The 12,859-nt window shown below is 37.9% G+C and carries 10 protein-coding genes and 1 pseudogene; 3 read left to right on the plus strand and 8 right to left on the minus strand.

Annotated features, from left to right (window positions below):
- Positions 1 to 14 precede the first annotated feature (14 nt).
- Entirely contained in the window at positions 15 to 989 is a 975-nt protein-coding gene (gene cysB / locus AAFX60_008100) for an HTH-type transcriptional regulator CysB (GenBank protein ID XDF76742.1), read from the minus strand.
- A gap of 282 nt (positions 990 to 1,271) precedes the next feature.
- Here cysB and AAFX60_008105 point away from each other — a divergent pair, with 282 nt between their 5' ends.
- Positions 1,272 to 2,036: a DNA repair protein gene (locus tag AAFX60_008105; protein ID XDF76743.1), complete on the plus strand. Its 765-nt coding sequence runs from the start codon at positions 1,272 to 1,274 to the stop codon at positions 2,034 to 2,036.
- 62 nt (positions 2,037 to 2,098) lie between these two features.
- On the opposite strand, the gene miaE is transcribed toward AAFX60_008105, so the two are convergent.
- A complete protein-coding gene (gene miaE, locus AAFX60_008110; GenBank protein ID XDF76744.1) occupies positions 2,099 to 2,857 on the minus strand; it encodes a tRNA isopentenyl-2-thiomethyl-A-37 hydroxylase MiaE in 759 nt (252 codons plus the stop codon).
- A gap of 223 nt (positions 2,858 to 3,080) precedes the next feature.
- Between miaE and AAFX60_008115 the strand changes: the two genes are divergently transcribed.
- A complete protein-coding gene (locus AAFX60_008115; protein XDF76745.1) occupies positions 3,081 to 3,464 on the plus strand; it encodes a SulA-like leucine-rich domain-containing protein in 384 nt (127 codons plus the stop codon).
- A 30-nt stretch (positions 3,465 to 3,494) separates the two neighbouring features.
- Here AAFX60_008115 and AAFX60_008120 read toward each other — a convergent pair whose 3' ends face one another.
- From AAFX60_008120 to AAFX60_008135, 4 genes are all read right to left on the minus strand, one after another.
- Complete coding sequence (locus AAFX60_008120; GenBank protein ID XDF76746.1) at positions 3,495 to 3,881, minus strand: transporter; 387 nt, start codon at positions 3,879 to 3,881, stop codon at positions 3,495 to 3,497.
- 251 nt (positions 3,882 to 4,132) lie between these two features.
- Positions 4,133 to 5,815: a FapA family protein gene (locus AAFX60_008125; GenBank protein XDF76747.1), complete on the minus strand. Its 1,683-nt coding sequence runs from the start codon at positions 5,813 to 5,815 to the stop codon at positions 4,133 to 4,135.
- Positions 5,816 to 5,880: 65 nt separating this feature from the next.
- Entirely contained in the window at positions 5,881 to 6,168 is a 288-nt protein-coding gene (locus tag AAFX60_008130) for a glutaredoxin (protein XDF76748.1), read from the minus strand.
- A 39-nt stretch (positions 6,169 to 6,207) separates the two neighbouring features.
- On the minus strand, positions 6,208 to 6,954 hold the full coding sequence (locus AAFX60_008135; protein XDF76749.1) for a YggN family protein: 747 nt from the start codon (positions 6,952 to 6,954) through the stop codon (positions 6,208 to 6,210).
- A gap of 176 nt (positions 6,955 to 7,130) precedes the next feature.
- Between AAFX60_008135 and AAFX60_008140 the strand changes: the two genes are divergently transcribed.
- Positions 7,131 to 8,234, plus strand: a complete 1,104-nt coding sequence (locus AAFX60_008140) for a phosphoribosylaminoimidazolesuccinocarboxamide synthase (GenBank protein XDF76750.1) — start codon at positions 7,131 to 7,133, stop codon at positions 8,232 to 8,234.
- A 115-nt stretch (positions 8,235 to 8,349) separates the two neighbouring features.
- On the opposite strand, the gene AAFX60_008145 is transcribed toward AAFX60_008140, so the two are convergent.
- Positions 8,350 to 8,823: an outer membrane beta-barrel protein gene (locus tag AAFX60_008145; GenBank protein XDF76751.1), complete on the minus strand. Its 474-nt coding sequence runs from the start codon at positions 8,821 to 8,823 to the stop codon at positions 8,350 to 8,352.
- Positions 8,824 to 8,932: 109 nt separating this feature from the next.
- Positions 8,933 to 12,771, minus strand: a pseudogene (gene hrpA, locus AAFX60_008150) (ATP-dependent RNA helicase HrpA).
- Positions 12,772 to 12,859: the final 88 nt, after the last annotated feature.

The following is a 12,859-nucleotide window of genomic DNA, read 5'->3' on the forward strand; positions in this document are numbered from 1 at the left end:
ATATCAGGGCGATCTTAACGGACAGGAAGGTTTATGTCTTTAAACATCTCTTCAATTTCGTGATTATTTTTCAGCATCGTTGCTTGTTCAACAATTGGACGTGTTAAATGCGGCGCAAAGCGTTCCATAAAATCAAACATGTAGCTTTTTAAGAATGAACCACGCTTAAAGCCAATGGTTGTGGTACTCGCATCGAAAATATGGCTTGCATCAATGGCTACAAGATCAGAATCTCGCTCTTCATCCATTGCCATGCTTGCTATTACACCAACACCAATTCCTAAGCGAACATAGGTTTTAATCACATCGGCATCGGTTGCGGTAAAGACAATTTTCGGTTTTAGGCCTGCTTTATTAAAGGCACTATCCAATGCCGAACGACCCGTAAAGCCAAATACGTAAGTAACTAGTTCAAAAGCGGCAAGATCTTCAATCGTCACTTGCTGCAGTTGTGCTAATGGGTGATCTTTTGTGACAACAATAGAACGATTCCAATGATAACAAGGAAGCATGATCGCATCTTGGTATAAATGAAGCGCTTCGGTTGCTATAGCAAAATCAGCCGTACCTTTGGCTATTGCATCGGACATCTGACTTGGCGTGCCTTGATGCATATGCAACGACACCGCAGGGTATCGATTCTTAAACCCTTTAATTACGTCCGGTAACGCATAACGAGCTTGAGTATGCGTAGTAGTAATATTTAAAGTTCCTTTTTCTGGATGCGTATGCTCACCAGCAACCGATTTAATGCTCTCAACTCGAGATAAGATTTCACGTGATATTTTAACGATCTCTTCACCTGATGGGGTAACTCTTGTTAAATGTTTACCACTTCGCTCAAAGATCTGAACACCAAGTTCATCTTCTAATAATCGGACTTGTTTACTGATGCCTGGTTGTGAGGTGTATAGCGACTCAGCAGTCGATGATACATTCAAACTGTGGTTCACAACTTCAACAATGTATTTTAATTGCTGTAATTTCATTTTATGATTTCCTGTAATCCTTTACATTAAATTCTACTTATACGATACAGTTATATACCTATTCCTACCTATTTTCAAAGTGTTATGTTTATTAATTATGTTTCGAACATATTACAGGCAAAAACATTAAAGAAATGTGAACAAGTGTCGATATATCTTAATGACAACCCGTATATAACTCCCCTATACGCTAAAAAAGCTTTTGGAGTTAATCACCTGCTATTCATTTAGTTTACAAGGTGTTACACTGGAAAATATTACTACTGGATGTATGATAAAAATATGAATATTGCTCTTATTATTGGTCTTTTTGGGATTCTGCTTACATTGATTATTGGCTACAACATCATTGTTCAATATAGAACAAAGATTGAATCTGCCAAAAAACAAGAATCTGCAAAGCATATGGTTATCATTGATTCTACCGAAGAATTAATCAGTAATGCGCATCATCTGCCATACAGTAAAGAGTTACTGGTTTGTTTAAACCAACGTATTCTTGATGCTTTAAGAGCCATTTCAGAGCTTGAACCACATGACCGCTCATACCCAGGCCGTATTGAAAATATGGAGCAACAGCTTCAGCAGTTAAAAACTGATTACACAGGTGGCGATAGCACTAACTTTAAAGTGCCAAGTAACGATAAACAAGCAATTGTAATGTTAAAACTTGTTAAACGCCTTCGTGATACGCTTCGTGCTGAACACCGTAAAGGACGTGTTAATACACAAGTATTTGTGGCTGAAAACGCTCGCCTTGAATCTATTCAAGTTCGTATCAATATCGAAAACGTGGTTAAACGTGCTAAAGAAGCAACACAGCGTGGTCAAGCTGGTACAGCTCGTCAATTACTTAAGAAAGGTATTGATGCCCTTTCAAGCAAAAACGATGGCTATTCAAACAAGGCTCGCACTCGTTTACAAGAAATGCTTGATGAATTAAATAATAAGACCAAGAAAAAACAAGACCAAGAATTACAAGATCAATTGGATAAGAATAAAGACGACGATATCGATGTTCTTTTCCAACCAAAGAAAAAATGGTAACCAATACCAACCAAAAAAAAGATCGCATAATGCGATCTTTTTTATGTCTGTCTTAATAAAACTCAAGCTGGAACACCACTGTGGAATTTAAAGTCACTGTCTGGTGTTAATATCAAATCTGCTTCAACCTGAGCAAAGAATGCCACACGCTCATCCACATTCCCTCCAGCAACCTGCTGTGCTAGTGCTAAGTAATCTTGATAATGACGAGATTCAGATCGAAGTAATGAAATGTAAAACTTAGCCAAATCATCATCTAAAAACGGAGCTAACTTAGCAAAGCGCTCACAAGAACGCGCTTCAATAAAAGCACCAATGATCAACTTATCAATTAAGGTACATGGCTCATGAGTAATCACTCTCGTAAATAACCCTTTTGCATAGCGCCCTGCTCTAATATTTTGATAAGGCACACCACGCTGATCCATAATCTCTAATACTTGATAAAAATGATGAAGCTCTTCTTTTATCAATAACACCATTTTATCAATCAGATCTTGGCTATAAGGTGAATCAGCGCGTGCAGTGATCTTTTTAGAGATGTTACTTTTACCCTTTAGCGTCTCTAATGACCCTACATGTTTATAAGCAAATTCTTCATACGGTTTGAACCAATCCAGTAATGCCTTTGCTCCTTCAGCATCAACAGCGTATTTGCGAATTAAATACATTGCACTCTGTGCCGCTTTTAATTCACACATTAAGTGGTCACGCAAAATAACAGATAAGTTTTCAGGCTTTCTTGCTTCTTCTATCCATTCGTCAGGCGTTTCACACTGCAGAAAAGAATAAATTGGGTCTAATAAAGATTTGTCGTACATAGTTTTTAACCATTAAAAGTTCTTATCGTCAGTATACCAAACCTCACTATATAAATTCATTACGTAAGGTAAAAATCAACAGTCCTTTTCTTTCAATAACTTAAAATCAAAGCTGTTGTAATTGCGTTTGAGATCTCAATAAACAAGCAAAAATAGCTTGATCATTAACCGATTTAAAAGTACTGTATAAATACACACTGTATGGATGAACAGGTATTTTATTATGAACACAGCAATGGCTTTTACAACTTACTCAAACTCATTTAATTATTCTATCTCTCAACGCATCTCTAGCGCTGCAAGCCAAGTAAATGCACAGTGTGAGAGCCAGTTTATTCAAATTTTAAAAAGTCTGTCTAAACAAAATAAATGGATTTTTATTACTGCAAATACAACAATGCCAAGTAGCGAATCGCTTCTAAAGCATGGTATTGAACTAAGTAAATTCGTACGTTTAAAAGAATCTCATCGTTTAACGGAAAGTGAAACGATTGAAAAAGCAAAACAATTAGGCACAGCCAGCGCCATTATTTCGAATGCTAATTGTTTTTATTTTTCCGATTCACAGTGGTTAACCCTGAACAGAAAATTAACCGTATTACACTAAATGTAGATGAGCATAACTGTAAATTGACAGCTACTGTGTTTTCTCATTTAGGTGGACATGGAGTAAATCAAAATCATCAGTTGATTGAGAAATGTCTGTGAAGGTGTTTTCAAGAATATAATTAATCTGCTCTTCATCCAAAGTATAAGGCAGCTTAATTTCTAGATCGGTGATCCCTTCAATACGCGCTAGGCGAATTAAACGAATAATATTTGATTCATCATTAATATGAGAAGAAAGCACTTGAAGCGCTTCTGCTTGAAGTCTTTCAGATAATGGTCTTGCATCATGAACAGAAGCATTCCATACCGTTCCAAATGTCGGAATGATACTCTTTAACGCTTGCGAAAACGTCCATTTTTGCTTACTTGAATTTACAAGAAACGAGCTGTAATCAAACTCTATTTTATTGCTCATGAATTGCCTCGATATATTCCAACATCTACTTTCAACATCCTATTGAAAAGCATTATTTTTTGTTTCTAATTATTAGTATCCCGAATATTGTTCTTATCGCAAGTAGAAAATTGGACATTGATCACACTTAATAATTCTTAGCTCTTTACCTTATCATTGCTCTAACACATATTTTACACTCACACATTTTGGCAACAAAAACCGCTACAATGAGCGGTTTTTATATCATTTGATTCTAATTGAATTGAGGATTAATTATCCGTCAAGCTCGTATTTTTAGAGACAATTGGATCAATCTTTATTTCGTACTCATTAAAGTAAATCTTACAGGGACTGTGTTCACGTTTAGTTGTTACTTGCTCATCTGAATACTGAATAGTCACTTTTGGATAAACTCGTTCCGTAACCTTAACAACATTTTCTGTTAGTTGTTTTCTTAGTTCTTCCTCAGCAGATTGGAAACGATGCATTGAAGCGGCAATTTCACGATTCGATTCTTCTTTCATGTTTTGCACACGTTCGACTTGCTCTGGTGTTCTCTCTGCTTTTGGAATTTTTGCTAAATCCATTTCTGCACGCACCACTTTCATGGTGTTTTCTTGTGCTTCTTTGTATTTAGCATTTAAGGCAACGATATTCTCTTTGTACTTATCAAAACGAGTAAATGCTTTTACTAATGTTTCAGTACCTGCCGTTGCACCTAAGTTTACGGTTGTGATATTAGAACCAGCATAAACTTCGCCACCAACAATAGAACCGTTACGACCACTCTTATCCATTACCGTGACAGAATTCTTACTCTTGATGAAACTCTGAATTGCATGAATACCAAGCTCAATATCGCCCGACGCTTGTAAGTCAGCTGATTGAACAAACTTAGCCGTGATTTTTCCACCTGCTTTTACAAAACACGTGTAATCTTCACCCGCTTCTACTTGGTGGCCAATAATGCCTTTCATGGCAATAACATCACCATGGGCTTGAACATCAGCAGATTCAATAAAGCCACCAACAGTTACGCTACCAGTTGCTCTTACAATCATATCTGGTGCAATATCACCACTTACAATCACACTACCTTTAAACTTAATGTGACCTGTTGAAATATCAACCGCATTCAAGCAAAGTGCGTTATCGACATCTGCACCATCTTTGTTAATCCATGGCATTCCAGATGTCGCAGCAATAACCAGATCAGGGTCATCAGGAGATATCATCGCTCCTTTACCTGCTCGCAGTTTGGTATTTTTTCCCGCGGTTGCTGGAATCACTTCCCCACGAACGGTAAAACCATCAACACCTTTTGTTGGTGGAATTCGTCGAATCAATTCATCGCCTTCCACAACCGTGATGGTTTCGCCCAGATCACGCATGTCTACTTTATCTTCTTCCCCTTCTTTTTCCTGAGGCTTTAGTGCTTGCTCACGAAAATCTTCAACTAGGGGAACAAAACTTGCGTTGGTACCATCAATCGGTTCTTTACCTTTAGCGATAACAAGCGACACTTTCTCGCCAGCAGGTAAATTACGACTCAAAAACATGATTTTCTTGAGTGCATTTTTACTGATACCACGGGTAATCTCCATGCTAGTTAAGCCAGAAATCACATCACTACTTACAAGATCACGACCACCATACGCACCAATGACAGCCATTGTCGCTTTCATGTCACGCTCTTCTATCGCAATAATAACTTCTGCATCACGTCGAGCTGCAACCGTACGGTTCTGATGATGAGCCATCATGCCGTTTTTCACATCTTGTATAATCGTTGTAATGATTTTTTCATCAAAATAAAAATTACACGCATTAATCTCTTCTAAACAATCTTTAAAGCTTTTTAATGTCGGTTCTTCATCCGGCTGAAACTTATCAGGAAAACGTAATACTACAACTGAGTCATCTTCCACTAATGTTAGAAGAGATTTCCACATACTTATCACTCTTATTTATCATTAAACCCAAAGCATTTAGGTTAACTATGTTAATTTACTGTATTCTACAGTTCAAAATCACCTAAATCCATGTCGGTGTCTTGACGCTCAAAAAACGCCACTAAATCGTCATGTCCACCGATATATTTACGGTCAAGGTAGATTTGAGGAACGGTATTCACTGCAATGTTTTCTTTTTCTTGAATTAAAGCAACCATTTCTTCTTTTGTTAGATCTTCATCTAAGGTTAATACTTTATATTCAATGCCTTTATCGTCCAAAATTGCTTTTGCTTTAACACAAAAAGGACATACTGTTTTTGAAAAAATGATCGTTTGATGAGTATTTAACATTTTTTGCTCTCTTTAAGTTCAATAATACGAATTCGGTAATTAAATGCTGAAAACTGGGTATGGTTGCAGTTCAGGAATTAACTGATGCAACTGTTGTTCATCTTGTGCAATACCTTTTGCTGAATCACATAAGTTTTGTGCTTCGTCTTTCATTTCTGTGCTGTGTTGTTTCATTTTCTCTTTGATCTTAACTTGCACATCAGCGAACTGTTGCTGTAATTCAGTAAAGTTCAACTCCCCTTCTTGCATCTTTAAAGACAGAGAGTTAAATACACTCGCAAAAAGTTCTTTATCCATGCTTTGCATCATCACTTCAAAATCTTGTTTCCAAGTAGTATCCACTTCTTTGAAAAAGTCATGCTCTAATACCATGTCTTTTCCTTGATAAAATTTTTGCTTGGCCGTGTGACCATATTCATCAATTTTGGTCTTAACGCCTTCAAATGATCCCTTTGCATCAAATGAGGTTTCAATTTCACTAACAAAATCATTAGCTGCGGCAATGCCTTTATCTGTAAAATCGACAATTTCAGGGATATAAGCCGACACTTGTTGCTGATAACGCTCTATCGCTTCTTTTTGTTTTTGAGTTAGCTGTAACTCTTTACCGTTCACAAAAACTCGACCGTCTTGATCAATTCGTAACTTATCCTGTGACTTCTCAACTTTTACTTCGCCGTTTTGCGTTAAAAGAACATCATTTTCGACATTCACTGGACACATACTTGCCCACGCATTACCAGATATAATTAACATGGCAGTAGCGATCATTTTTTTGGCTGACATACGTCTTTCTTCTCTTTATTTTAATTAGTTGCTCAGTTTAACTGATTGCACCTATTTAGCTCAACTTAGAAAATTAACAGAAAAAATAGCAATCGTTTGCTTTTCTTGTGGTAGTCCCAAATAGTTCTGGTATGATGCTCTCAGTTTTTAAACTTTCTTTATATAGGAATTCTACAATGAGTCTTTCCGATCAAGTGCTTGCAGTTAATGACGATTTACCTATTCGTACTGATAAACCAGTGCATAGTGGTAAAGTACGTTCAGTGTATTGGTTAACTGAAGAAGACAGTCGCCGTCTTATTAAAGAAAAGGGATACAATGTTGCACCTGATGCTCCCCTAGCTATCATGGTGATCAGTGACCGTATTTCTGCATTCGACTGTATCTGGCACGGTGAAGGCGATTTAAAAGGTATTCCTGGTAAAGGGGCTGCACTAAATGCTATTTCTAACCACTGGTTCCAATTATTTAAAGATAATGGACTAGCAGATAGCCATATCCTTGATATTCCACACCCATTTGTATGGATTGTTCAAAAAGCAAAACCAGTAATGATTGAAGCTATTTGCCGTCAATATATTACAGGCTCTATGTGGCGTGCATACACTCAAGGTGAACGCGAATTCTGTGGTATTACTCTACCTGAACGTCTTGAAAAAGATGAGCAATTGGCTGAACTACTTTTAACACCATCAACAAAAGGCATTTTAAAAGGTATTGATGGGGTTCCTGAAGTGGATGATGTAAATATCACTCGCAAGAATATCGAGGACAACTACGATAAATTTAATTTCTCTTGTATTGAAGATATCGCTACTTACGAGAAATTATTGAAAGAAGGTTTTGCCGTTATTGCTAAAGCATTAAATAAAATAGACCAAATTTTTGTCGATACTAAATTTGAATTTGGCTATGTAGAAGATGCGCAAGGTAATGAAAAACTGATTTATATGGATGAAGTTGGTACGCCTGATTCTTCTCGTATTTGGGATACTAAGGCATATCGTTCAGGTCATATTATCGAGAACTCGAAAGAAGGTTTCCGTCAGTTTCTATTAAATCACTTCCCTGAACCGGATATTTTATTAAATAAAAACCGCATGGAAGAGCGCTTTGCTTTAGCTGAAGAAAATGCCCTTCCTTTGGAAGCGATGATGGACCTATCTAAAACCTATTTAGATATCGCAGCAAAAATTACTGGTGCACCAATTACATTGAGTGATAATCCAAAAGCAGAAATCATCAAAGTATTAAAAGAAGAATATCAATTAGTCGATTAGTCGATTAGTCGATTAGTCGATTAGTATTTATTTTACTGATGACCAAATAAAAATGGCGACCGCATTGGCCGCCATTTTTTATCTCTTCATATAATGAAAACGAAAGATTTCGTAATTATAGGAAGTGAACCGTTAGGTTAAGAGATGCGAAATCGATGTTTTCGTCACCAACAGTGAAGTTGTTGTAGCCAGCACCTACTGTGAACATTGGGATGATGTTGTATTCAACACCTAAACCGAAGAATGGGTCTACGCCATCATCTTTACGGAAACCTTTTGCTTCCCAGCTGTGCATACCTGCTTTGCCGTAAACGTGTAGAGGACCAAAATCGATGCTTGGTTTAACAGCAAAGTTTACAGAAGTTACGTCTGTTGTTTGGCTACCGTAATCGTAAGAACCTAGGTTCCAAGCACCCATTTCTAAACCAATGAAAGGTAACAGACCTGTACCAATGTGAGCACCGTATACCGTTGAGCTCTCGCTTCTGTAATCAGCAGAACCAACTTGTACACCGCCGTAAACTAGTGAATCTGCCGCTGCTGTTGCTGATACGCTTGCTAAAGCTAACGCTAAAAGTGTCTTTTTCATCTTAAATCCTATTTTTACAAAAGGGAGCGGCAACCTTTGACGCTCTTTTTAATATTATTGTTATTGAAGCAATTAACATGCCGAAATTAATTCTAGTGTAGGCGATACATTAACAATCGGCAATGGCATTTTTGACTCGTTTATCAGAAACTGGATATGGCGTACCCAATTGTTGAGCAAAATAGCTAACTCTTAACTCTTCAATCATCCAACGGATCTCTTTTACTTTGTCAGGGATTGGCTGTCCTTTCGGTATCTTATTCAGTAATTCTTTATAATCACTGGTGATCCCTTCAACTTTAAGCAAATGCATACGGTCACGATTTGGATCGATCGGCAATTTTTCCATTCGACGTTCAATCGCTTTCATGTAACGGTGGATATCTTGAAGACGCTTCCAACCACACTCCGTTGCAAATCCTTTAAAGATAAGATTTTCTATCTGAGCTTTAATATCCGAAAGCGCAAACGCCATGCTTAAATCAACACGCCCTTTTAACTTTTTCTGAATTTGGAAAGCGGTAGTTAAAATCGTTTCAACTTGTTTTGCAATCTCAACAACCGTATCCCCAAGCTCTGCTCGAATATGTTCTTTCATTTTTTCAAAGGCTTCAGGTTGCCAAACAAGACCACCCTGCTCATCAATTAACTTATCGATGCCACAAGCAATACAATCATCAATCAAGTCCATCACACGACCATACTGATTAAAGTACAAGCCTAATTTCGATTTATTAGGAAGATTGTCATGTAAATACTTAATTGGCGATGGCACATTAAGAAGAATTAAACGGCGTTGGCCTGCCTTCATTGCATTGTGCTGCTCTTCTTCTGTTTCAAACAGTTTAATTTCTACACTGTCTTTACCATCAACAATCGCTGGATAAGCTTTAACTTCAAATCCACCACGCTTTTGTTTATACAGCGTTGGTAACTCACCAAAGCTCCATGTTTTAAGGCCTTTTTGCTCAATATCATCATCAGCAACTTGTGATAATGTTTCTTGAACTTTATCTTTTAAGCCTTCTTTTAACTCATACAAATCACGACTTTCTTTTAGCTTGCGATTACGATGGTCAACAACACGGTATGTTACTTTTAAGTGATCTGGGATCTGTTCAAGTTTCCAATCTTCACGTAACACTTCAAACCCTGTCATTCGACGAAGTTCTTTCTCTAAACTGTCTAACAACGGCGCTTCAAATGGTACAGCACGAGATAAAAATGCATCGGCATAATTAGGTGCTGGTACGAAATTCTTACGTACGGTTTTAGGTAACGACTTAATCAATGCCATAACTAATTCGTGACGTAAACCCGGAATTTGCCAATCAAAGCCATGAGGCTCAACTTGGTTTAAAATTGGTAGTGGTACATGTACCGTTACACCATCGCTGTCTTGTCCCGGCTCAAATTGGTAACTTAATTTTAGTTTTAAGTTTCCTTGATGCCAGAAGTTTGGATAATCTAAATCCGTTACATGGCTTGCATCACCACGGAACAGCATTTCTTTTTCAAAGTTTAATAACTCTGGCGTCTCTTTTTGCGCTTTCTTCCACCACGTATCAAAGTGACGACCAGAAACCACATCGACACCGACTCGTTGATCGTAGAATTCAGCTAGCTGATCATCATCAACAAGAATATCGCGACGACGAGACTTATGCTCAAGCTCTTCAACTTCTTGTAATAACTTACGGTTTTGCTTAAAGAACTGATGTTTAGTGTGCCAATCACCTTCAACTAATGCTGAGCGAATAAAAATTTCACGACACGCAGGCGCATCGATCGCACCGTAGTTAATTTGTCGTTTAGGTACGATTGGAATACCGTAAATAGTGACTTTTTCATAAGCCATTACTGCCGCTGATTTCTTCGACCAATGTGGCTCGCTGTAGCTACGTTTAATCAAATGTCCTGCTAATGGTTCAATCCATTCAGGTTGAATTTTCGCAACAATTCGACCCCAAAGTTTTGAGGTTTCAACCAATTCAGCAACCATTACCCATTTTGGTTGTTTCTTGAATAAACCAGACGCTGGAATATGTGGAATCGTGCATTACGTGCACCTTGGTATTCATTCTTTTCTTGATCTTTTTGACCAATATGAGAAAGCATACCTGCTAAAATTGCAGTATGAACACCTTGATAGCCTGCCGCTTCTTGGTTCACTTTGTAATTAAGCTCTTTCATTACTTGGCTTAATTGATAGTGAACATCTTGCCATTCACGTACACGTAAATAGTTCAAAAAGTCTTTACGACATTGCTTTCTAAATTGATTACTTGAAAGCTCTTTCTGTTTTGCTTTTACATGTTCCCACACGTTCACAAACGTTAAGAAATCCGAATCTTCATGATTAAAGCGTTTATGTTTATCATCAGATTGCTGTTTCTTATCGCTTGGACGCTCACGTGGGTCTTGAATTGATAGCGCCGCCGCAATGATCATCACTTCTTGTAATGCATTATATTTCGGGGCTTCAAGTACCATTCTAGCTAAACGTGGATCAATCGGAAGACGTGCTAATTCACGACCAACTTTAGTTAAGCTTTTCTTCGGGTCTTTCGCATTTGAATTAATCGCACCTAGCTCTTCAAGTAGCTTGATACCATCTTGAATATTGCGATTATCAGGGGCTTCTACAAATGGGAAGGCTTGAATATCACCTAACCCTAACGCTGTCATCTGTAAAATTACAGACGCTAGGTTAGTACGTAAGATCTCAGGGTCGGTAAACTCTGGACGAGAAATAAAATCTTCTTCAGAGTAAAGACGAATACAGATACCTTCAGATACACGACCACAACGACCTTTACGCTGATTTGCACTGGCTTGTGAAATCGCTTCGATTGGTAAACGTTGTACTTTGGTGCGATAGCTATAGCGACTAATACGTGCAGTACCTGGATCTATAACGTATTTGATTCCCGGAACAGTAAGAGATGTTTCTGCTACGTTAGTGGCTAATACAATTCGACGACCAGCGTGTGGTTGGAAGACACGATTCTGCTCTTGTGCAGATAAACGTGCGTATAACGGTACAATTTCCGTATCACGTAGATTACGTTTTTCTAATGCTTCTGCGGTATCACGAATTTCTCGTTCACCCGTCATAAAGATCAGAATGTCACCCAGCCCTTCTTCACACAGTTCATCTACTGCATCAAAGATACCTTCTAATTGGTCACGATCGGTATCATCACCATCTTCAACAATTGGGCGATAACGAGTTTCAACCGGATAAGTACGACCAGATACTTCAATCATTGGTGCATTATTGAAGTGTTTTGAGAAACGCTCAGGATCGATAGTTGCTGACGTGATAATGACTTTTAAATCAGGACGCTTTGGTAATAACTCACGTAAATAACCCATAATAAAATCGATGTTTAAGCTGCGTTCGTGCGCTTCATCGATAATTAATGTGTCGTATTGATTTAAGTAACGGTCATTCTGGATCTCAGCCAGTAAGATACCATCCGTCATTAATTTAACTTGTGTACGGTCAGAGACTTGATCATTAAAACGAACTTTATAACCAACATGGCTACCTAGTTCTGTCTCCATCTCTTCAGCAATACGATCTGCTACTGAACGAGCCGCTAAACGACGAGGTTGCGTATGACCAATATTACCAAACTTACCGCGACCTAGTTCTAAACAGATTTTAGGTAACTGCGTGGTTTTACCTGAACCGGTTTCACCAGCAACGATAACCACTTGGTTATTTTTGATTGCTTCTGCAATTTCATCTTTTTTCTGGCTAACAGGTAGTTGTTCTGGGTAAGAAATCGTCGGACGATCAGTTTCACGATTATTCGCCGTTTGCATTGATTGTGCGATATCTAATGCAATTTCATCAAACACGGCGTGTCTTGATTCTTCTTTTTTGATTCGAGATGCGCCTTGAATGCGTTTACTTAGGCGAAAACGATCACGCATCATACATTCACTTAATGCTTTTCTAAGTGTTGATGCTGAATTTTGATTTGATTGACTCAAAATATTTCCTACTGAATCTTTTATTTATTCT

The sequence above is a fragment of the Aliivibrio fischeri genome, assembly GCA_038993745.2.
In the GTDB taxonomy this organism is placed as follows: Bacteria; Pseudomonadota; Gammaproteobacteria; order Enterobacterales; family Vibrionaceae; genus Aliivibrio; species Aliivibrio fischeri_B.

What these genes read in the sequence shown, in the direction of transcription:
- AAFX60_008125 (XDF76747.1), bottom strand. Translation starts at nt 5,815, where the DNA reads ATGTGGAAATCTCTTCTAACATTAGTGGAAGATGACTCAGTTGTAGTA.
- AAFX60_008145 (XDF76751.1), bottom strand. Translation starts at nt 8,823, where the DNA reads ATGAAAAAGACACTTTTAGCGTTAGCTTTAGCAAGCGTATCAGCAACA.
- AAFX60_008120 (XDF76746.1), bottom strand. Translation starts at nt 3,881, where the DNA reads ATGAGCAATAAAATAGAGTTTGATTACAGCTCGTTTCTTGTAAATTCA.
- AAFX60_008140 (XDF76750.1), top strand. Translation starts at nt 7,131, where the DNA reads ATGAGTCTTTCCGATCAAGTGCTTGCAGTTAATGACGATTTACCTATT.
- miaE (XDF76744.1), bottom strand. Translation starts at nt 2,857, where the DNA reads ATGTACGACAAATCTTTATTAGACCCAATTTATTCTTTTCTGCAGTGT.
- AAFX60_008130 (XDF76748.1), bottom strand. Translation starts at nt 6,168, where the DNA reads ATGTTAAATACTCATCAAACGATCATTTTTTCAAAAACAGTATGTCCT.
- cysB (XDF76742.1), bottom strand. Translation starts at nt 989, where the DNA reads ATGAAATTACAGCAATTAAAATACATTGTTGAAGTTGTGAACCACAGT.
- AAFX60_008105 (XDF76743.1), top strand. Translation starts at nt 1,272, where the DNA reads ATGAATATTGCTCTTATTATTGGTCTTTTTGGGATTCTGCTTACATTG.
- AAFX60_008135 (XDF76749.1), bottom strand. Translation starts at nt 6,954, where the DNA reads ATGTCAGCCAAAAAAATGATCGCTACTGCCATGTTAATTATATCTGGT.
- AAFX60_008115 (XDF76745.1), top strand. Translation starts at nt 3,081, where the DNA reads ATGAACACAGCAATGGCTTTTACAACTTACTCAAACTCATTTAATTAT.